Source organism: Paraeggerthella hongkongensis (genome assembly GCF_003726035.1).
In the GTDB taxonomy this organism is placed as follows: Bacteria; Actinomycetota; Coriobacteriia; order Coriobacteriales; family Eggerthellaceae; genus Paraeggerthella; species Paraeggerthella hongkongensis.
The window spans coordinates 1-22207 of sequence record NZ_QICD01000024.1; the positions used below are offsets into that span (position 1 = coordinate 1).

General features: G+C 60.8%; 16 protein-coding genes and 1 rRNA gene. 1 reads left to right on the forward strand and 16 read right to left on the reverse strand.

Translation table 11 applies throughout. The annotated features are described in order from the left end of the window. The 6 genes from DMP08_RS09800 to DMP08_RS09825 form a co-directional block, all read right to left on the reverse strand. Positions 1-86, reverse strand: a 16S ribosomal RNA gene (locus tag DMP08_RS09800); the annotation flags it as partial. Between the two features lie 427 nt (positions 87-513). After that, entirely contained in the window at positions 514-1392 is an 879-nt protein-coding gene (locus DMP08_RS09805; protein WP_123192716.1) for an anti-sigma-I factor RsgI family protein, read from the reverse strand. Further along, positions 1389-1880, reverse strand: coding sequence for an RNA polymerase sigma factor (locus DMP08_RS09810; protein WP_123192717.1), 492 nt, complete (start codon positions 1878-1880; stop codon positions 1389-1391). Before DMP08_RS09810 ends, DMP08_RS09805 begins: the two co-directional genes overlap by 4 nt. 19 nt (positions 1881-1899) lie before the next feature. After that, on the reverse strand, positions 1900-2400 hold the full coding sequence (locus DMP08_RS09815; RefSeq protein WP_211328427.1) for a hypothetical protein: 501 nt from the start codon (positions 2398-2400) through the stop codon (positions 1900-1902). A gap of 122 nt (positions 2401-2522) precedes the next feature. Continuing rightward, positions 2523-3734, reverse strand: coding sequence for a tyrosine--tRNA ligase (gene tyrS / locus DMP08_RS09820; RefSeq protein ID WP_123192718.1), 1212 nt, complete (start codon positions 3732-3734; stop codon positions 2523-2525). Positions 3735-3809: 75 nt separating this feature from the next. Further along, a complete protein-coding gene (locus tag DMP08_RS09825) occupies positions 3810-6284 on the reverse strand; it encodes a U32 family peptidase (RefSeq protein WP_123192719.1) in 2475 nt (824 codons plus the stop codon). 132 nt (positions 6285-6416) lie between these two features. On the opposite strand from DMP08_RS09825, the gene DMP08_RS09830 reads away from it, so the two are divergent. After that, entirely contained in the window at positions 6417-8588 is a 2172-nt protein-coding gene (locus DMP08_RS09830; RefSeq protein ID WP_123192720.1) for a penicillin-binding protein, read from the forward strand. Positions 8589-8695: 107 nt separating this feature from the next. On the opposite strand, the gene DMP08_RS09835 is transcribed toward DMP08_RS09830, so the two are convergent. From DMP08_RS09835 to DMP08_RS09880, 10 genes are all read right to left on the reverse strand, one after another. Next, positions 8696-9199 (reverse strand): hypothetical protein, encoded by a 504-nt coding sequence (locus DMP08_RS09835; RefSeq protein WP_123192721.1) that lies wholly within the window; start codon positions 9197-9199, stop codon positions 8696-8698. 68 nt (positions 9200-9267) lie between these two features. Then, positions 9268-11508 carry a transglycosylase domain-containing protein gene (locus DMP08_RS09840; protein WP_123192722.1) on the reverse strand — a complete coding sequence of 747 codons (2241 nt, stop codon included), beginning with the start codon at positions 11506-11508 and terminating at the stop codon, positions 9268-9270. 178 nt (positions 11509-11686) lie between these two features. After that, positions 11687-13075 (reverse strand): argininosuccinate lyase, encoded by a 1389-nt coding sequence (gene argH, locus DMP08_RS09845; RefSeq protein WP_123192723.1) that lies wholly within the window; start codon positions 13073-13075, stop codon positions 11687-11689. A gap of 81 nt (positions 13076-13156) precedes the next feature. Next, positions 13157-14485, reverse strand: a complete 1329-nt coding sequence (locus DMP08_RS09850; protein ID WP_123192724.1) for an argininosuccinate synthase — start codon at positions 14483-14485, stop codon at positions 13157-13159. Positions 14486-14743: 258 nt separating this feature from the next. After that, positions 14744-15172, reverse strand: coding sequence for an arginine repressor (locus DMP08_RS09855; protein WP_009305040.1), 429 nt, complete (start codon positions 15170-15172; stop codon positions 14744-14746). Positions 15173-15427: 255 nt separating this feature from the next. Then, a complete protein-coding gene (locus tag DMP08_RS09860; protein WP_123192725.1) occupies positions 15428-16705 on the reverse strand; it encodes an aminotransferase class III-fold pyridoxal phosphate-dependent enzyme in 1278 nt (425 codons plus the stop codon). Between the two features lie 10 nt (positions 16706-16715). Then, positions 16716-17693 (reverse strand): acetylglutamate kinase, encoded by a 978-nt coding sequence (gene argB / locus DMP08_RS09865; protein ID WP_114567629.1) that lies wholly within the window; start codon positions 17691-17693, stop codon positions 16716-16718. Further along, positions 17690-19021, reverse strand: coding sequence for a bifunctional glutamate N-acetyltransferase/amino-acid acetyltransferase ArgJ (gene argJ / locus DMP08_RS09870; RefSeq protein ID WP_123192726.1), 1332 nt, complete (start codon positions 19019-19021; stop codon positions 17690-17692). The genes argB and argJ overlap by 4 nt, the downstream gene beginning before the upstream one ends. A gap of 32 nt (positions 19022-19053) precedes the next feature. Next, complete coding sequence (gene argC, locus DMP08_RS09875) at positions 19054-20118, reverse strand: N-acetyl-gamma-glutamyl-phosphate reductase (protein WP_123192727.1); 1065 nt, start codon at positions 20116-20118, stop codon at positions 19054-19056. Positions 20119-20315: 197 nt separating this feature from the next. Beyond that, positions 20316-22025: a polysaccharide biosynthesis protein gene (locus DMP08_RS09880; RefSeq protein ID WP_244596918.1), complete on the reverse strand. Its 1710-nt coding sequence runs from the start codon at positions 22023-22025 to the stop codon at positions 20316-20318. Positions 22026-22207 lie beyond the last annotated feature (182 nt).

Genomic DNA, 22207 nt, shown 5'->3' on the forward strand with positions numbered 1-22207 from the left:
ACCCGAAGGTGGGTTAACCGTTCGACTTGCATGTGTTAGGCACGCCGCCAGCGTTCATCCTGAGCCAGGATCAAACTCTCCGTTTAAAGAGTGCGGCATCGCTGCCGCGTTCGATCTTGGTTTTCTCTTAAAGTAAAGCGTTGTCACTGAAGTGACGAACTCACTTTAAGAGGTCCGTCTCATGCGGATCCATTGCTTGGCTTTATTTCTCGCTTGTTCTGCTTCTCAGTATCCGGTTTTCAAGGTTCTCGCGGACCCGTTTGCGGGCCCTCCGCTCGGTATGCAACCGTTTGCGGGAGGGTTCATTTTCCCAATCGCTTTTCGGCGATTCGCGCTTCCCTCAAACGCGGGAGTTGTATATTACCGGTAAGTTCTAAGTAACGCAATGGTAAATTTCGAATTTGTTGCATATTTCGGGCAGTAATTCAAAAAACCCCAGGTCACGGTTTGTTGAGTTGTGAACTTTGCACACAACTGGTTTGCAACCCAAATCTAGCCCGTACAAAAGCGCTCTTATAGGGGAGCGCCCGGGTCCCCTCCCTGTCCTCGGCCCATTCCATTCTCGGACCCGGAAGTAGCCCCCTGCCCAAACCGACCCCCACCGGCTGACCCACGACCCTCCCCTTTGCCACCGGAAGCTGTCTCGCTATCGGGGCGAGCGCACGCTTCGATGCGATCGCGGAGCTCGCGCATGCTCATCTTCGAGCATGCTTCAAGCGTGACATTGGGGTCGCGCTCCATCAGTTCGAGAACCGCACGGTAGCGACCGACCCCCATGCCCGCATCGGCCGCAGCCGCTCGGTCCCCTTCGCTTACGACGGCGCAGGCGCCCGCGCACGGCAGCGCCGCCAACTGCGCATCGCTTTCGGCCCGAAGGCTCTCCGCCTGCCGACTGTCGCCCGACGTGACGCTTACTTCGACAAAAGACGTCTCCTGCATATAGGGAGCGAAGCCCTCGCTTTCCGTCAGCGCCTCCAACGCCGAAGCGTACGGACGATTTTCGAGCGAAACCGAATCCAGGACGGCACGGCCATCCTCGTTGAGCGCCTTTGCCTCCACGACCAACCCGAATCGGTTGACGGAAAGTTCGAGAGACGGGTTAACGTCTATTCCCACATACGCCGTAGGCTCGGCGTACAAGCGGTACCCGCTCAGACATACCGCCGCTAACACGAGGCATGCCGCAAGAGCCGCCATCCTCCGAACACCATGCACGCGAAAGCGGGGACGAGGCAAGGACGGCTGCTCAAAAGATGCCTTAGCCGACGCGGAAACGGGGGCTTCGACGGCACAACGAGCCGCCTCTATGCAGGCGAGGGTTTGATTCTTCACGGATTCGGGAGCCTTGACCTCGTCGAAGGCATCTCGAACACGCTGATCGAGATCGCTCATGACAAGACCTCCTTCAACTGCTGCTTGCCGCGCGCGATCCACGAGTAAACGGTGTTGACGGGCGCATCGACCATGCGGGCGATTTCGGGCGCGGTGTATCCTTCGTAGAGCGAGAGGTATAAAGGCGTGCGCGGCGGGTCGTCGAGCGACCTCATGGCATCGGCCACCTCGCTCTCGAAAGAGGCCGGCTGAACCGCAGGATCAGTCGACACGGGATGCGAGCACGCCGCGTCGACGTCGAACGAAACGTTGCGGCGCGCAGCGGCCTTCAACATGTCTTTGCATACATTAGTAGACACGCGAATGAGCCAGGCTTTGCGATGCTCTTCGTTCTCAAACGCTGCACTGTCGGCAAGTGCGTACTTCATGAACGTGTCTTGAAATGCATCCTGAGCATCGGCATGCACGCGGAAATAGAGACCGCACACGCGCCATACGGCGTCGCCGTGAGCCTCTATAGCCCGCTCGATGTCTGCACCCGGCCTCATCGTGTGAACAAGTCAGCCTTTAGCCGCGCTGGCAACCGGCCCCGTAACCGCAGCCGGCTCCGCGACCCGGACCAAAGCCCTGCCCTTGGCCCTGACCGCGCGCCGCAGAACCGCGGTTGTCGCAGACTCCGTCACCGTCGGCATCGACGTAGCCCGAACGTTCCTGTTGCCCAGCTGCGCAAGCGTCGCAAACGCCATCGCCGTCGGCGTCAACATAGCCGGGGCACGCAGGAGCATACCCGCTTGCACGATTATCGCAAACGCCGTTGCCGTCGGCATCGACGTAACCGGAGCCCACGCGGCGGCCGTCGACGCGGTTGTCGCAAACGCCGTCTTGATCGGCATCGACGTAGCCCCCGCGCGTGGAGTCTACCGTCTGATCGGCCAGCACGGGCTGCACGCGCGCGCTTTGCCCCATCCCCATCCAAGCATGGGGCATCGCATTCGCAAACGCGACGGCGGGCACCGCAAGCGCCACCAGAGCGATGACGGCGACGATGACGATGGTTTTCTTCTTCATGAATCGGTCCTCCTGGTTGTTCGTTCGTGCTTCCTTCATATACAACACGAACGAACGGCGGCCATCCTTGCAAGAGTTTTGAAAAAAATGCAGCAGAGGCGACCCGAAGGCCGCCTCTGCGATTAAACCAGCTTCACGAACTTGCGCTTGCCTACTTGCAGCACCGCGCCTTCGATTGCGGCCGGCTCCACGTTGTAAGACTTCGGAGGCAGCGCTTCGCCGTTCACCTTGACGCCGCCGCCGTCGATCAGGCGCCGAGCCTCGCCGGCGCTCGTCGCCAAACCGGCGTCAGCGATAAGCTTCGCCAGGTACACGAAGCCGTCTTCGTTCGGCATCAAGTCGGCAGCGTATTCGGGAATGTCGTCGGGTACCGCATGCTGTTTGAACACCAGGTCGAACTGCTCTTCAGCTGCCGTGGCAGCCGCTTGGTCGTAGTACGCTTCCACGATGTTGCGGGCAAGCGCGCGCTTCACCTTATTGGGATGCAGCTCGTCGGCGGCCAAGCCGCGCTCGATCGCGTCGATCTCGTCGACCGAGAAGGCGGAGGCCAGACGGTGGTACTTGATCATGAGCTCGTCGGGAATCGACATGACCTTGCCGAACATGTCGGCAGGCTCGTCGGTCAGACCGATGTAGTTGCCGTAGCTCTTCGACATCTTCTGCACGCCGTCGGTGCCCTCCAGAAGCGGCAGCGTCAAGCACACCTGCGGCTCCATGCCCATCTTCTCCATGAGCTCGCGACCGGCCAGCAGGTTGAACAGCTGGTCGGTGCCGCCCAGCTCGACGTCGGCCTTGATGACCACCGAGTCGTACGCCTGCATGACGGGGTAGAGGAACTCGTGCAGGCTGATGGGCTGGTTGCCCGTGTAGCGGTTATGGAAATCGTCGCGCTCGAGAATGCGGGCCACCGTGAAGTTGCTAGCCACTTTGAGCAGGCCCTCCATGTTGAGGGACAGCAGCCATTCCGAGTTGTAGCGCAGCGTGGTCTTCTCGGGATCGAGGATCTTGAACGCCTGGTCAACGTACGTTTGGGCATTCACCTTGATCTGATCGGACGTGAGCTGCGGACGCGTGGAATTGCGACCCGACGGATCGCCGATAAGCGCCGTGCCGTCGCCGATGATGAGCGTAACGCCGTGACCGAGGTCCTGGAACTGGCGCAGTTTGCGCAGCGGAACCGCATGGCCCAGATGGATATCGGGAGCCGTAGGGTCGACGCCCAGCTTGATGTTGAGCGGCGTGCCGCGCTTGAGCTTTTCGAGCAGCGCGCTTTCCGGCACGATCTTCGCGGTGCCGGAAGCGATGATGTGCAGTTGTTCTTCAGCGGATAGCATCGTTTCCTCTTTCTTTGCCTCTACGTAAGGTGCGATTCTAACACACATTGGGAAAGCCCGATCGAGTCCGAAGCGCTACGAAACCCCCCGGAACAGATGACCGCTTGTCGTTCCCGGCGTTTTCGCGATTGCACTGCCGCTTGAGTTGGCGACGTTGCGCGCGCGGACGACGCGAGCCACCGCCTGGGTTGTCTGCTCCACGTTCATAAGCGTGGTGTCGACCATGAGCGCGGTCAGGCCGGCGCTTATCAAGTCGGGCAGCGCGTGGACCACGTCAAGCTGCACTGCGTTGTACAGATGGGTGCGCCCGAGGGCATCGGTGACCACGGGGAACTCGAAGTCTTTGCGATCGCGCAGGTAATGGGGGCTTTTGCGACGAGGGCACGCATCGCAATCCTGGTCGCACGGACCCTGGCTCATAAGCAGGCAATGCTCGGTCACCATGAGCTCCTGGGAACCTATCACCGTAAGGCCCAGCTCAACGGGGGAATCCTCCGCCAGGTCGGCGATCTGGCCCAAGGTCAGCTCGGGCGACAGCCACACGCGCTGAGCCCCTAGATTGGCAGCCGTGGCAAGCGAAAGCTCGTTCGTCACGGGAATGTGCGGGCCGACTTCCACCCGAGCTCCAAGTTCGGCCGCGCGCACAAGCGCTCCCAGGTTTTCGACGAGAACAGGCTTGCCGGGCTTGACGTAGCGCCAGGCGTCGAAGTCGAGCGCCATCTCGCGCGTACCGGGCACAAGGTCATGCTCGATCGTGGGAAGAGCCACGACGGCCTGCTTCGGATAGCCGGCTTGCTCGGCCGTTTGCGATCGCTGGCCGGCAACGACGGCTTCGCCGCGCTTGTAATGCAAAGCAGGCACGTAGATGATATCCGCCCCTGCGCGCTTCGCGGCACGAGCGCATGCGGGGTTCGTAGCCCACGCCGCAATGCGAAGCCCCTTCGGCCTGGCCGGCTGCGGGGTTTCGCGCGCCGCCACGCGCGGAAGCGCGCGGTTGCAATCGCCTTCGAGCAGCAGGTCGACCAGCTCGTCTAAAGCTGCGGCGCGCACGCGATGCAGCTGGGAGAAGCCCACTCCCACGCCGTCGTCCAAATCGATATCCAGTCGTTCGATCGTAAACGGCGTTTGACCGAGTCGGTCGATATGGGCCCGCACGTCGTCTGCGGAAACGGGCTTCGTGCGCGCAGCCTCCACCACTTCGCCTTCCGCAACGGCAAGAGCTTCCGACGCAGCGGACGCGCGCACGGCAGCCCGAGGCGCAAGCGAGAACTCGACGCGCAGCGGCTCGCCTATCTTCAGCACGGCGCGCCCGACGATCGGCACGCGCGGCTCGAACGCGTCATCTTCGAAGGCCGCGGCGGCGCTGCGCACGCGAAACACGCGATCGCCCTTGCTCACCGGACGCTCCGGCGACACGCGCACGTTTCCTTCGCGATCAAGCTCGACGGAATCGAGCGTGTACGCGAAATGGCCTTTGTTCGTCCAAAACTCCAGGACGTCGCCGCGGACGAGCTCACGCTCGGCGGCAACGGTTGCCACGCCGCCCTTGGCGGAAGCAACGCGCCCGACGAATACGCCTCGATTGTTGGGGCGCCCGTAGCTCATGATGCCATTGCCGCGCTCGCCCTCAAGGTACGCAGTGGTGAAACCGCGCGAGAACGCTTCGGCAAGTGCACGCTGCTCGTCGTCGTTCGCACGAGGGGCCTCCCCCACGCAACCCTGCGCGCGCCAGGCGAGCACCCGATCGAGCACGGCCCGATATACGCTGGTGACCGCGAACACGTACTCGGGCGATTTCATGCGGCCCTCGATCTTGAGCGAAGCAACGCCCGCTTGCACCAGTTCAGGCAGCAAATCCACAGCGCACAGGTCCTGCGGGGAAAGCAGGTGGTCGCCCGGCGAGGGCAGGCTTTTGCGCAGCGCTTTGTTACGCAGCTCGTACGGCAAGCGGCACGCCTGCGCGCACATGCCTCGATTTGCCGAGCGGCCTCCGATGAGCGACGACATGAAGCACTGGCCCGAATAGCACACGCACAGCGCACCATGTGCGAACGTTTCTACGTCCATGTCGAAGCCGTGCGCAACCTCGGCCAAATGCGCGATCTCGACAAGGGACAGCTCGCGAGCAAGCGTCGCGCGGCGCGCGCCCAAACGAGCCGCCGCCTCTATGCCGGCGGCGTTGTGGGTATTCATCTGCGTGGAAATATGCAGACGCGCCTCCGGCAATGCGCGGGACACCTCAGCCGCCACGCCAATATCCTGCACGATGAACGCGTCGGCCCCGGCGCGGTAGGCCTGGCGAATCGTCTCAAGCGCGCGCGTTAGTTCGGAAGGCAACACGGCCGTGTTGAACGTCACGTATACGCTGACACCGCGCAGGTGAGCGTAATCGCACGCCTCGGCGAACGTCTCCATCGTGAAGTTGTCGGCACCGCGCCGAGCATTGAAAGAGTCGAGTCCGAGATACACCGCATCGGCGCCGCCGCGAACGGCAGCATGAAGCGCGGCAGCGTTTCCGGCCGGAGCGAGCAGTTCGACATCGTGAAGCATGGCAATCCTTACCTATATATAATGAAATTCAACGGGAGGGCGCTGCGTCAAACCAGACGCGCTGCATCGCGATCCCCCGCCCCTCTGTCGCTCAGCGATTCAGCTATAGCGCTATGGTAGTATAGTCGAACGATGAAAATACGCCGAAAACAGCGTGAAAAGCGCACCCATGCGGTGCAATGGCTGCTTCTTCTGACCATAGCGGCCCTGTGCTTTGTCGCCTTCTGGGGCGTACGCGGAATGCTCAACGTCATGAACCAGTGGACGGAAGACCTCCCATCCATCGAGGACACCGACTTCACCAGCCATGCGCAGGAATCCGTCATGTTCGCCGACGACGGTCAGACGGTCCTCGCCGAATTCCAGCTGGAAAAGCGCGACCCTGTCGAGCTGAGCCAAATAAGCTCGTACGTTTTAAAAGGCACCGTAGACACGGAAGACGTGCGATTCTACGAACACGACGGCGTTGATTTTCCAGGCATCGCACGTGCCCTCGTAAACAACCTGCGCGGCGGGAAGCTGGAGGGGGCGTCCACCATCACCCAGCAGCTTGTTCGAAACACCGTGCTGACGCAAGAAGCTCATGAGATTTCTTTCGAACGTAAGATTCGGGAAGCCGAGCTGGCCGTCAATCTGGAGAAGCGATTCTCCAAGGACGAAATCTTGCTCATGTACCTCAACACCATCAACTACGGAGACGGATGCTACGGTATCGAAGCCGCAGCGCGGAACTATTTTCAAACGTCGGCCGCCGACCTCACGCTCACCCAAGCCGCCACGCTCATCGGCATACCTCAATCCCCCACGTACCTCAATCCCAAGGAGCATCCCGAAGCATGCTTGGAACGGCGAAACGTCGTGCTTGACCGCATGCTTTCTGCCGGAGACATCACGCGGGACGAATACGAGGCGGCAATAAGCGCAGAACTGGGGCTCGACCTTGCTCCGGACGCTCCCGCCGACGGCATCTACACCTACCATTACTTCACCAGCTATGTGCGAGACCTCCTGCTATCCGAGGACAATCCGTACGGGTGCTCGTACGCAGACCTGTTCAAGGGAGGCTTGACCATCTACTCCTCCATCAACCCAAGCTTGCAGGACGAAGCAGAAGCTGCCTGCAATGCGCAACGCGAGCGAATGGATGCCGACCTAGAGGCATCACTTGTCGCCATCGAAGCGCAAACAGGCCAGGTAAAGGCTATGGTGGGCGGCAGCGATTACGATACGAGCAAGGTGAACCTTGCAACGGGAACGGGTGGATCGGGACGCCAGGCGGGATCGACGTTCAAGGCGTTCACGCTGGCGGCCGCTATCGAGCAGGGCATATCTCCGCAAACGCTCGTGGACTGCACATCCCCCATGACGCATGTCATTGACGGACAGAGCCACGAGTTCGAGAACTTCGACGGCTACAACTACGGGATTCGCAGCATCCAGAGCGCCACCGCCATCTCCTCGAACACCGGCTACCTGCGCCTTTCGGAGGCCATCGGGCAATCGTCCACCACCGAGATGGCCGCCCGCTTGGGGGTCGCATCGCCGATGGCCACCGTGTATTCCACAACGCTGGGAGCCGCCGACGTTACGCCCCTTGACATGGCGGCCGCCTACGCAACGCTGGCGTCAGGCGGGATCAAGCGCGCCCCTGTGGTGGTGACGAAAATCCTCGACCGCAGCGGTCAGGTGATATACGAAGCTCCCGACACGAGCGAACGCGTGCTGGACGAACGCGTGACGGCAGCAACCACGAAAGTGCTGCGCACCGTATTCGAGACCGGCGAGGGCACCGCGAACAATGCGCGGCTCTACAGCGGCCAACCCGTTGCCGGAAAGACCGGCACTTCGAGCGACTTCGCCGACCATTGGCTGGTGGGCTACACGCCCGCCCTCTCGGTGTCCACCTGGATCGGCAATCCGGCAGGCGCCATCGCAACCGATCGAGGCATCACCTGCAACGCTCTTTGGAAAGATTTCATGGACCGCGCGACCGAGGGACAGGCCATCGAGCACTTCGTTTCGATGCAGGATCCTGCGTACAGCAACCCGTACAACACCGCCCAGAAGAACAAGCTTGAGTCGCAGCTGAAAAAGGATGCAGACGACAAAGACGATCGACGTGATCTGCGCTCGGCCCCCAGCGCCGTAGGATGCACGCTTTCAGAAGCCGCGTCTATCCTCGAGGGCTACCCCGCAGGCTACCTCGAAGAGTATTCCGACGCCGTGCCTGCAGGCATCGTCATAAGCCAAAGCGTACGAGACGGGCAAGTGGTCATCGTCGTATCGCTTGGACCGAAGCCTTAGAGCGGCGAAGCGCCGCAAGGACAATACAAGACGAGGTCAACGGCTTGCGTTCCGACCTGCGGTCGAAAACGGGCCGTTGACCCCATCCCTTGCTTGGTTCCTTTTGCTTAGTTCTTTTCCGACGCCTTGTTGTCGCCCGACTGCAGCTTGCCGATGCCGTCATCGTACTGCTGCTTGATCTGCGCGATGCGGTCCGCGTACGTAGACCAATCGAAAGGCTGGGCTTCCGTTGCGCTGTCGATTTCGGTGTACAGGTCGATGTACGAGTTCAGCGCATCCTTCAAACCGTTCGCTCCGTCGACGTATTCCTGCTGGATGTCCTTCAGGTCGTCGGGAACTTCAAGCTTGCCTAGCGAATCGATCGCCTTGAACGCATTGTCGGCCTGAGCGCGCATGCCCACTACGTCGCCGCGCGACACCGCGTCGGTGAAGCTGTCCAGCCTGCTTTTCAGATCCTCCATAACCTGGTTCACCTGGGTCATGTACTGACGGTTCTGGGACTGCTGCTGAGAAGCCGCGGAATCCTGCTGCGCGCAACCGCCCAAAGCGAACACCATGAGCACGCCCGCGAACAAAGCAACGAGCACTCGGGCGAATCTCGATCGTTTCATTATCTACCTGCTTCCTGCATTGAATCGTCGTTATCGTATCGTAGCGGTTTTCGTCGGCCTTGAAACCGCTACACCGCATGCAGCACATGCTCGTACCCGAACGGTTGCCTGATCCACGCATCTACGCGCATCGAAACAGCGGCGGCCTGGGGCTTTGGATCCGGCTTCGGATCAGGCACCGGGTCGGGTTTCGGATCGGGATCGGGCTTCGGGTCGGGCGTGGGCGTAGGGTCGGGGGCAGGATCAGGCGCGGGCGTAGGCTTGGGCTTGGTGTCGCCCGTGCCGGTAGAGGGCTTCTCCTCTTCCTTCGACTCGTCCTCTTCCTTCTCCTTCGTCTCGCCGCCGTAAGCCCCACCGATATGGTACTTGGAATCGGAGTACGACGGCAGGTACTTGGGATCGCTGGCCGTCGGGAACTTCTCGGCCGGCTGACCCTCGAGCACCTGGTCCATGAAGTTGGCGAACACGTCTCCTGCGCTTACGCTCACGGGGATTTCCTCCACGTTGGAAGGATCGCCGAACCAGATAGCCACCGACAGCTGCGGGGTGATGCCGCAGAACGTGATGTCCTTGTAATCGCTCGACGTACCGGTTTTCGCAGCTACTTCCTGACCGTTCGCCAACCGAGCGTTACCGCCCGTGCCCTCAGGATCGGTAACCACGGTCTTCATCACATCGGTTGTTGCCTTCGCCACTTCAGGAGACATAACGCGCTCGCCTCCGGGAGCCGAGTTGTCGGCAATGATATTGCCGTTCTTGTCGGAAATCCGCAAGATAGGCTGCGCATCGTACTTCGTACCGCCGTTCGCGATGGGAGCATACGACTTCGCCAAGTCGAGAACCGTCACGTTTTGCTGGCCCAGCGTCAGCGAACCTACCGGGTTCAGCGGCGAGGTAATGCCCATGTTCTTCGCAGTGTTGATGACCTTGTCGATGCCGACCGCCATCTCCAAGCGCACAAAGCCCGTGTTCGACGACTTCGCAAACGCCTTCTGCATGGAGATATTGCCGAAGCTTTGATTGTTAATGTTGTTCAGCGGGTTGCTCGCAGGATAGCCGGCATCGGGTATAACAGCCGGAGACGTGCAGTCCACCATGGTCTTAGGGTTGATCCCCGCCTCAAGTGCCGCAATGAGCGTAAAAGTCTTGAACGTGGAGCCACAGGGTCGGCCGGGATTCGTCGGGTTCGTGCCCTTGCCCGTTGCGAGGTTCAATTCGCTGTCACCACGACCCCCCACCAGCGCCTTCACATGACCGGTATTGGGATCGATGGCAACCAAGGCCCCTTGGATCGTGCCGCCGAGCCTCTGCTCCTTCTCGGCGATGGCGGCTTCGGCAGCCTGCTGCGCAGACACGTCGAGCGTCGTGACGATGGTAAGGCCCCCGGCGAAGATTTCGGCCACGCTGTACGTCTCTTTAAGCTTGTCGATAGCGTAGCTGGTGAAGTACTGATAGGCCAAGATGCCATCGTTCGTGGGTACGGTTTGGTTGAGAACAAGCTCCTCCGCCTTCGCGGCATCGCATTCCTCCTGGGTGATGACCCCGTTCGAAAGCATACGGTCAAGCACGACATTGCGTCGAGACACGCAGTTGTCCGGGTTGTTGATCGGTTCGTTGTACGTGGGCGATTGGGGAATACCGACGAGCGCGGCTGATTCCGCCAGCGTCAGATCGGCCGCGCTCTTCGAAAAATAGCGCTCCGCCGCAGCCTCGATACCGTAGGTAGCGTTGCCGTAGTTGATGGTGTTGAGGTACATGAGCAGGATCTGATCCTTGCTGTACACCTCCTCCAACTTGACGGACAGGTACATCTCGCGCACCTTGCGCTTGAGCGAGATCTCGGTCATCTCGTCGGACAAAATGGTGTTGCGGACGAACTGCTGCGTGATGGTGGACGCGCCTTCGCGGCCAGAACCGGTCAACGTCACCACAGCCGCGCGCATGATGCCCCAAAGATCAAAGCCGCCATGCTCGTAGAAGCGCTCGTCCTCGGTGGCGACCGTGCCCTTCACCACGTACGGGCTGATCGCGTCGAGCGAGGAAACCGGGTCGCGGTTCTCCAGCTGCAGCTTCGCCAGCTGCGTAGTTTCGTCGCTCGCGTACATTTCGGACGGATGAGAAACGTTCAGGTCCTCGACCTGCGATACGTCATACGTAGTCAAATCGCCGATCCACGACGTTCCGAGCGCATATATACCTACGCCGCCAGCGGTTACGACGGCAACGAGCACGGTGAATATCACCAAAAGGCCAATGGATGGATGCTTCTTTTTAATGCTCGGCCTGTTTTTTATCGAACGTGAAGCCACGTGACACCTCCCAGAAAACTTCGCCCAATTGTATCATCGGGACATGGCTCCCCATGAATCAACATAAACTTGTTGGAAAAAGGGCATAACGCAAAACGCCCGGTCGGAACGTAAAAGTACCGACCGGGCGATCATGTTGCCCAGCGTTTTGCGAAGGATGCGCCTTGGAGCGAAACAGCTACAGAGACGCCTCGTCGGCAGCGAGCGCGCTCTTCGCTTGCTCCAACTGCACCCGCACGGCGCTGCCTCCGGTTCCGCCTTCGGTAATGCGCGCGGAAACGATGCTTGCCAGGTCAAGCTCGTTCACGATATCGTCTTCGAACAGGTCGCTTGCCGCTTTGAAGTCTTCAATCGACAAATCGCTCAGGTCGCATCCACGCTGTTCGCACGTCAAAACCAAGTGGCCGACCACCGCGTGGGCGTTTCTAAACGGTAAGCCCTTCTTAGCCAGATAATCAGCCACGTCCGTAGCCGCCAGATACCCCTTCTTCGCCTGAGAGAGCATCGAAGCCGGCTTCACCTCCATGGTCTCGATCATGCCGGCTGCGCAAACCAGACAGTCCTCGAGGGTTTTTGCCGCGTCGATGGCACCTTCCTTGTCCTCCTGCAGATCCTTGTTGTACGCCAGCGGCAAAGCCTTCATGGTGACGAGCAGCGCGACCAGGTCCCCCACCACACGACCCGTTTTCCCGCGAATGAGTTCCGCGAAATCGGGGTTCTTCTTCTGCGGCATGATGGACGAGCCCGTAGAAAACGCATCCGAAAGCTCGATGAAATCGAACTCGGAGGTGGACCACAGCACGATCTCTTCGCACAAGCGCGACAGGTGCATGCACGAAACGCTGCACGCGTACGAAAGATCCAGCAGAAAGTCGCGATCGGACACCGCATCGAGAGAATTGGGGATCACGTTCGAAAATCCCAGGTCATCTGCCGTCATTTGCCGATCAAGCGGGTAGGTGGTTCCTGCAAGAGCAGCGGACCCCAGCGGGCTGGCATCCGCTGCGCGACGAGCGGCGGCCAAACGCTCGAAGTCTCGCGTGAGCATCCATACGTATGCCAGCATGTGATGGGAGAACAGCACAGGCTGCGCATGCTGCAGGTGCGTGTAGCCGGGAAGGATGACGTCAAAGTGTTCCTCTGCCTGCGCGACGAGCGCCTTGCGCAGCATGACGTTCGCCTCCATAAGCTGCGCGCATCGCTGCTTCGCGAACAGGCGCGTGTCGGTTGCCACCTGGTCGTTACGGCTGCGCCCGGTATGCAGGCGGGCGCCCGCGTCCCCTATGTCGGCGATAAGCGCACGCTCTACGGACATGTGAATGTCCTCGTCGTTGATATTGAATTCGAACGCCCCCGCATCGATGCGCGCCTTGATGCGATCAAGGCCGTCGACGATTGCGGTCGCGTCATCGTTGGAGATGACGCCCGTTTTCGCAAGCATGCGCGCATGGGCCTGCGATCCTGCTATGTCTTGCGCGTACAGCGCCCTGTCAACCGGCAGCGATGCTCCGAACCGCTGCGTGAACTCGCTCACGTCCTGGGTGAATCTACCCGACCAAAGTGCCATGGTACCGTCCCTTTTATCGTATCGTTTCAGTTCCGCGCGTCGGGCGGGCGTCCGCAACGCCCCGCCCGAACACCTGCGCGCCTACGCCAGCTCGGCTTCGGCGGCGACCACCTGCTTCCAGATAGAGGTCGCATGCTCGTACTTGCCCTTGGTCAAAGGACCCTCTTGCTTTTCGGCATCGAACAGCTCGGCCGGAGCACCCTCTTTCCGGCGATTCGAGGCCCAGGTCTTCGCGGACAGCGTGTTGAGCTGGATGAAGCCCTTGGCAGCCTCGTGATCGAACACATCATCGGCATCGTAGGTTGCCAGCGCGTAATCGTAGAGCGAATACGAGCTTCTCCGGCCGACCACCGTGCAGGATCCCTTGTAGAACTTGAGCCGCACGGTGCCGCACAGGCAACGCTGCGTATTGAGGAGAAACGCGTCGATGGCCTCCTTAAGGGGCGAGAACCACTGGCCGTTGTACACGCACTTCGCCCACGCCTGCTCCATGCCCAGCTTGAAGTGCAGCACTTCGCGCTCGAGCACCAGGTCTTCGAGCGCTTTGTGCGCCTGAATGAGCGATAAGGCGCCCGGCACCTCATAGCACTCCCGGCTCTTCACGCCGACCAGCCGGTTCTCGATCATGTCGATGCGACCGTAGCCGTGCTTTCCCGCAATCTCGTTCAGCGCGTATATGATGCCGAGGAAGCTTTTCTGGTTGCCGTCGAGCATGTACGGCAAGCCGCGCATGAACTCGATCTCGACGTACTGCGGCTCGTCAGGGGCCTCAGCAGGATCAGCGGTCATGGCATAGATGTCCGCCGGGGGCTCGGCCCACGGGTCTTCGAGCACGCCGCACTCAATTGCCCGGCCCCACAGGTTGTCGTCGACGGAGTACGGGGATTTCTTGGTGGTAGGCACCTCGATGCCGTGCTGCTGGGCCCATTCCATTTCCTCGGGGCGGGTCTTCAGGTCCCATTCGCGCACCGGGGACAGAATCTCGAGGTCAGGGTCGAGCATCGTGATGCTGGCCTCGAAGCGCACTTGATCGTTGCCCTTGCCCGTGCAGCCGTGCGCAATGTACTTCGCGTCGAACGCGTGGGCCGCGTCCACGAGATGCTTAGATATAAGAGGCCGTGACAGAGCGGAGACAAGCGGGTACTTGTTCTCGTACATCGCGTTGGCGGCTAATGCCTTGCTCAGGTACTCCTGAACGAAGGTCTGCCGCATGTCCACCACGATGCATTCGAGCGCACCCGATTTGAGCGCTTTCTGCTTGATCTTTTCAAGGCCTTCGTGCTCCTGCCCCACGTCGCCCACCACTGCGATGACGTCGAGGTCCTTTTCCACCTGAAGCCACTTGATGCAGCACGACGTGTCCAGCCCGCCCGAATAAGCAAGTACAACTTTATCCTTCTGATCAGCCATGATTATGCGTTCCTTCCTTTGATGGCTTGTACCTGATTTCATGCCCGTTTCGCAATGCAGGTACAGAAAGCCACCCCCTTCAACCGAAAGGAGGTATGCCAAGAAAGGCGTCGAGGAAAATCGAGCGCACGTGATCCGTACATGCACCGCGGCTTTTCGCTGCGGCACAGCCAAGCCGGGCGACTTGGATGCGGGGTTATACTAAGCTTGGGGTGAAGGTGGGGAGGAAAAGCGTCTCCCGCAAAAGAAAGTAGACGACTAACGTCGTCGCAGTCGGTCGATGGCGCGCTCAACTTCAACGGCAGCCTCGGGGCTTTCCGCTGCGATCATGATCGTGTTGTCGCCTGCCACTGTTCCCAGGGCACCGCGCAGACTGGCCTTATCGAGCGCAGCAGAGACGCCGGCAGCTCCGCCGGAAAACGTCTTGACTACGACCATGTTGCCTGCCACGTGTACCTCTTCGACCAATTCGGAAACCATACGCTGGAGTCGCATCTCCTCAGGGAGAACGTAATAGCCCTCGCGCGACTTCACCAGACCCATGTCCATGATGTCGCGAGATATCGTAGCCTGAGTGCACTCATAACCAGCGGCCTGCAGCTGATTTGCAAGATCTCGCTGCGTCTTGACATTGTGCTCGCGAATGATGTCGCGAATAATGTCATGCCGTTGTTGCCGCTTCCTCATGCCTGCGATACCCTCTGTTCCTCGAGAACGATCACATACAATTCCGCTCATTCATTCTCGCATGAGGTATGCAAAATTGCGAAACACTCAGCGAAAATATGCATTAAATAGTACCTCATAATTCGGCTTTTCTAGCCCAGAATTTCAAAAGTCTCGAAACTTTTCCGGTAAGCGAGCTGCACGCAAATACCGCGCACGTGCGTACAGCTCGCGCCGAGGCGCCCCGAGACCAACTCGTCCCAAGGCGCGTCTTTTCTAGTACGAGCTCAAGATACCGCGCAAGCGTTCCTCCAGCGCATCGACATCGGCTTCCGTGCATACGAGCGGAGGCAGGAAGCGAAGCGTATGCGGGCCGGTGCAGTTGAGCAGCAACCCCTTGTCAAGCCCCGCGGCAACGACATCGGGCGCGCTCATGTGCTCTTCGAGGTCTGCGGCCACCATCAGCCCCAAGCCGCGCACCTCGACCACATGCGGAAGCCCTTCGAGCATCGCGCGCAGGCACGCGCCCACCCGCTCGACATTTTGAGCTGCGCCTTCGCGTGCCAGCGTGCTGAGCGTGGTCTCGGCAGCAGCAACCGCCAAACAGCTGCCGCCGAACGTGGATCCGTGATCCCCCGCCCCGAAAGAGGCCGCCACTTCCGCGCGGGCAGCGCACATGCCCATGGGAACGCCCGACGCAACGCCCTTCGCAATGGTCACGATATCGGGAACCACGCCGAAGTGCTGGAAGCCGAACGGGTACGTTCCGCAACGGTAGATGCCGCACTGGATCTCATCGCACATGAACAGGGCGCCGCGCTCTTCGGTAAGGCGACGAACAGCTTGCAGGAATTCCGTCGTGCACGGATGCACGCCGCTTTCCCCCTGGACGCACTCCACCATGACCGCGCAAATCGCATCGCCCTGGCTTGCGAACAAGGCTTCCAGCGCTTCGACGTCGTTGAGAGGGGTTCGCACGAACCCGTCGGGCAAGGGCTGAAACGCCTCCTGCTTCGCAGGCTGAGCCGTTGCAGCCAACGTGGCAAGCGTTCGCCCGTGAAAACTGCGATCAAGCGTGACGATGATGCGCGGCGCGGCCTCGGCGGCGGCATGCGCCGCAGCTTCGTCGGCGCCGGAGGCCAAAGCGGCAGCACGGGCGCGCTTCTTCGCGTGCAGGCGGGCCAGTTTGAACGCGCACTCGTTCGCCTCGGCCCCCGAATTGGAAAAGAAGCTCTTCCACGGCGCACGGAGCTCTTCGGGAACGCAAGCGTTCAGAAGGTCGGACACCATGTGCGCCGCTTCCCCACGATGCTCGATATAGTAGTAGTTGCTCACGTGAATCAACGATCGGGCCTGCTCTTCGAGCGCCGACACGAGAGCCGGATGGCAATGCCCCAGGCTGACCGCGCCTACGCCGGAGACGAAATCGAGGTACGAACGCCCCTGCGCGTCCTCAACCCGCATGCCCGAACCGCGCACAAGCTCTACAGGCTTGCGCGCATACGTTCCCATGACGAAATCGGATTCCAGCTGCAGTTCTTCTTGAAAGCCCATGATTGCGCTCCTAACCGTTCGACGATACCGCGTTGGCTGCCTGGCGATTCTCCAAAAGCTTGGAAGCGAAGTTGCCCAGCGGATGCGAATCGAACGCGCACGCCTCCTCGGTGGAATGCATGGTGGTTCCCACGCCGGTGCTGGTCAAAAGCTCCAGCAGCAAAGAATGCGGAGTTGTTCCATTCAGGATGTGAGCGCGGAACACGCCTGCATCCAGCGCGTGAATGCAGGACTTGAGCTTGGGTATCATGCCCGTGGACACGATGTTGTTCTCAACCATGTACTGCGCCTCGAACAGCGTCAGGTTCGAGATGAGCGAATCTTTATTCTCGAAGTTCTCGTACAGGCCGTCCACGTCGGTAAGGAACACCACCTTGTGCGCACCGATGGCCGCGGCTATATGACCGGCTACCATGTCGGCGTTCACGTTGTAGAAGCCGCCGTCCTCGCCAAGGGCCACCGAGGCCACCACGGGAATGTAGTCGGCGCTTACGAGGTCGTCCAGAAGAGGACGGTTGATGCGCGTGATGCGACCCACGCGGCCCAGTTCCGGCGAAGCCTGCTCGGCCACGATGACACCCGCATCGGCGCCGCTCACGCCTACGGCGAAGTTGCCATGCTCGTTCAACGCCTCGACAAGCTCCTGGTTCACCTTGCCCATGAGCACCGTGCGCACCAGATCCATGGCCTCGGGCGTGGTGACGCGCTGGCCTTCCCGAAACTCCACGGGAAACTGCATGAGGTCCATGGCTTCGGTGATGGCCTTGCCGCCGCCGTGCACGATAACGGGATTCACGCCGACGATCTTCAGCAGCACGATATCGTTCATGACGTCGGCGCGCAGCCGCCCGTCGACCATGGCAGAGCCGCCGTACTTGATGACAACGGTTTTACCTGTAATGTTCTTAATCCACGGTAGCGCCTCGACGAGAACTTCGGCAGCCTTGGTCGATGCGCCCTTGGGGCGTGTATCCTTCGCGTATTTCATGAGCGGTAATCTCCGTTGATCGTAATGTAGTCGTGCGTAAAATCGCACGTCCAAACCGTAGTTTCCGAATTTCCTGCGCCAAGGTCTACGTCGATGACGATCTCGGCTTCCTCGAACCGACGCAAAGCCTCGTCCTCGTCGAACGCGACGGTCAAGCCGCCCCGGCATACGGGCATGCCCATGATGTCGATCGCAGCGTCTTCCTGGCGAAACGCGGCGCCGCTTTTTCCGATGGCCGCCGCAATGCGGCCCCAGTTGGCATCGTGGCCGAACACGGCCGTTTTGACCAGCGGCGAATTGGCCACGGCGCGGGCCGCCGCGTCAGCATCTTGGTCGGTCGCAGCGCCGGACATGTTAACCGTGACCAGGCGCGTTGCGCCTTCGCCGTCTGCAGCCATCGCGCGGGCAAGATCCTGGCAAACCGCATGAAGCGCCTGCTCGAAACGCGCGAACGCCAAGCCGGACGGATCGAACGACGGCGCGCCCTGCGGTGCAGCCTCGCCGCTTGCGAACAGGAAGCACGAGTCGTTCGTCGACGTGTCGGAATCGACCGTCACCTTATTGAAGCTGACGTCGACCGCGCGAACGAGCGCGTCATGGAGCGCATTGGGCACGATGGGCGCATCCGTCGTGATGACGGCGATCATCGTGGCCATGTTCGGCATGATCATGCCGGAACCCTTCGCCATGCCGCCCACCGTGAACGTGCAGCCTTCGTAGCCAACGCCGTCGCCCGAAAACGTGACGGCTGCTTCCTTGGGCCGCGTGTCGGTTGTCATGATGGCGCGAGCCGCTTGGGCACCGCCTTCCGCTGAAAGCTGGCCGACCGCCTGGGGCAAGCCGGTCCCGAACGGGGCCAAGGGCAGGTGCACGCCGATGACGCCAGTGGAGGCCACCAGCACCTCGTCAGCAGGACATCCCACAGCCTCACCCGCAAGGCGAGCCGTCTCTTCCGCAGCTTCAAGACCGATAGCGCCCGTTGCCGCGTTCGCATTTCCCGAGTTCACCACCACTGCGCGTGCCGTGCCGTAACCCACGCCGTCGAGATGTCCGCGCGATACCGTGACCGGAGCCGAACAGAACACGTTTTTCGTGAATGCGGCGGCGCAGGCGCACGGCTGGTCAGCAACGACCAACGCAAGATCCAATCGCCCGACCTCCTTGCGAAAGCCCGCATGCACGCCAGCTGCTCGAAATCCGCGCGCGGACGTCACGCCGCCGCCCTCGACCGGCGGAGGCACCGTCGCGCCGAATGGCGCGGAAACCGGGCGCAAAGGCGCCACGGAACCGCCCGTGGCCGATGTCGAAGAATTGGTCTGGTGCGTCATAACAGCCTCTTTCTCGTGAGGGTCGACGGGAATCACACCGGAACGGCAATCGGTTCAAGACCGCAGGTCTGAGGCATTCCCCATACTGCGTTCGCGCACTGCACGGCCTGACCAGCCGCGCCTTTCGCCAGGTTGTCGATAGCGCATACCGCAATGAGCATACGCGCGCGCTCATTGACGGCAAGCCCGATATGAGCATAGTTCGTGCCCACAACCGACGACGTCTTGGGCATCAAGCCGGCATCGAGCACCTGAACGAACGGAGCATCGCGGTAAAACGCGCGGTAACGATCGAGAACGGCGGCTGCATCGTCGGCGACATCGACGGCAAGCGGAATGTTGACGGTCGAAAGCAGCCCTCGGTTGAGCGGTGCAAGGTGCGGCGTGAACACGAGTCGCCCGTCGAGGCCGAGGATCTGCTCGATCTCGGGCGTGTGGCGATGCGTGGCGACGCCGTACGCTTCCAGGTTCTCGTCCGCAAAGCAGAAGTGCGTGCGGGCGGAAGCCCTCTTGCCCGCGCCGGTCACGCCCGAAATAGCATCGACCACAACCGGTGCGCCATCGGCGGCAAGCCCCGCGCGCACCGCGGGCGCGGCCGCAAGCGACGTGGCCGTAGGATAACAGCCGGCGCATGCGACCAGCACGCCCTTGCCTTCCGCCCGATCGACGGCCGCACGGGCAAGATCATCGGGGAACAGCTCAGGCAGGCCGAAAGCAGCCCGAGCAAGCAAGTCGGTCTGCGTATGGGGCGTTGCATACCACTGCTCGTAAACCGCAGGATCCTTCAAGCGGAAATCAGCCGAAAGATCGACCACCGTCGCCCCGCGCTCAACAAGGCGCGGCGCCATAGCCATAGCCGCGGTGTGCGGCACGGCAAGAAACACGAGGTCGCATGCGTCGAGCGCAGGATCATCGTGCGCGGAGAACGCAAGATCGGTAGCTCCGGTGAACCCGGGATACTCGGAAGCGACGGACGAACCGGCCAGCTCGTTGGACGTGACCACGCGCAGCTCGAACTCGGGGTGGCGTAAGATGAGCCTCGTCAGCTCGACGCCTGCGAATCCGGCTGCTCCAACGATTCCCGTTGCAATCGCCATATCGATCCCCTCCGTCTTCCGTATGCCCGCGCCGTGGGCTCGACGTTTCGGCTCACTCGTTTTGTGCGGTTGCACAAAACAGAAGCGATTCAATACCGAAGACCATCCTAAAAAAGATCTGGCCGTTTGACAAGCATGGAAATGAAAAGGATACACGAGTAGCAAAGCAGCTGCCCGAAAACACCCCGGCTACCCTGCTACTTATTCGGCGTGTGACGGTACGTGGGGACGGCGCTCTCCAGAATGGCCACCGCCTCTTCGTCGCTTTTGCTCAAAGCAACCTTCAGCTCGTCGAGCTTCGCTGCCACCTCGTTGTAGCTGATGTCCTGACCGGTAGAGATCATGATGGATTGGTTGTCCGTGGGAAGCGTGCTCTCTTCGTCCATCAGCAACTCTTCGTACATCTTCTCGCCTTCGCGCAGACCCGTAAACACGATTTTGACGTCCACGTCGGGCGTGAGCCCCTGCAACTGAATAAGACCTTTCGCCAAATCAACGATTTTGACAGGCTCCCCCATGTCAAGAATGAAGATCTCGCCGCCATGGGCCATGCCGCCAGCCTGGATGACCAGACGAGAGGCTTCCGGGATAGTCATGAAGAACCGCTCGATTTCAGGATGCGTGACCGTAACCGGCCCGCCCGCGGCGATCTGGCGCTGAAACACCGGGATGACGCTGCCGTTGCTGCCAAGGACGTTGCCGAAACGAACTGCCGAGAAGATGGTCTTCGACGTGCGCGCGTAATACTGGACCACCATTTCGCCCATGCGCTTGGTGGCTCCCATGACGCTGGTGGGGTTCACCGCCTTGTCTGTAGAGATGAAGATGAAGCGGGCGGCGCCGTAGGCATCGGCTGCGCGCACGGTGTTGAGCGTTCCGAACACGTTGTTGCGCAGAGCCTCGCGCGGGCACGACTCCATCAAAGGAACGTGCTTGTGGGCGGCCGCATGAAACACCGCAGCGGGGCGGTACTTCGAGAACACCTCGTCGATGCGCGTTTCTTCGCATACGCTTCCGATTTCGATAACCACTTCGATGTCGTCGTACTCGGACAGCAGCTCGTTGCGCAGCATGTACGCATCGTTTTCGTAAATGTCGAAGATGACGATGCGCGCCGGAGCCACCTTGCACAGCTGACGGCACAGCTCGCTGCCAATGGAACCGCCACCGCCCGTAACAAGCACGGTCTCACCCGCGATGTAGCCCGACACGGCTCGCGTATTGAGCACGATCTCCTCGCGGCCAAGCAGGTCGGCCACGTCGACGTCGCGCAGGGTGACGTCGCCGATCTCGTCAAGCGAAAGCTCGCGCACGTTCGGCAGCGTGCGCAGCTTGCAATCGGTTTTCGTGCATTCGCCGTAGATGCGCTTGCGCTCTTCGGGCGTCGACGACGGGATAGCCACGACGATCTGCCGGATGTCGTACTTGTCGACCAGCGCAACGATGTCGTCGGTCGTGCCCTCCACCTTCACGCCGTGGATGCGGCTGCCTCGCTTGGAACGGTCGTCGTCGGTGGCCACCAGCGGAATGCCGGGCATGAGCGGATCCATCGAAGCCATGCGGCCGATGGCCAGAGAACCGGTTTCGCCTGCGCCCACCACAAGCGTCCGGGGGCGATCGCATATGCGCTGAGCCGAGGCGAGCGCGCGGCCCTTCTGCCGCATGACGCGGAAGAGGAAGCGAATGCCCCCCATAAAGAATATGAGCAGAAAGCAGGCCACAAAGAACACGCGTATGGGGAGACGCACGTCGATGACCCAAAGAAACACGGCGCCGCCCAACGTGGAAAGCACCACGGCCAAGACGATCTGGATGGCCTCGTCAACGCTGGCATACTCCCATAAGTTGCTGTAGAGACGAAACATCCCCAGCACAACGACGTTGATGATGGCCAATATGCCCAGCATGAAGTAGATCTCGTTATTGACGAAGACCTCGCCTTCCACATCGGTGAGAAGAGATGCCAGCCAATATGCGGCGTATGTTGCAACTATGTCGAGCAGTAGCAGTAGCGCTGTTCTTTTTGTGATACGAACGTCCAAACCCAGCCTCGTCCCCGAATGGAAAAGCGAATGGATATCATTTTGCC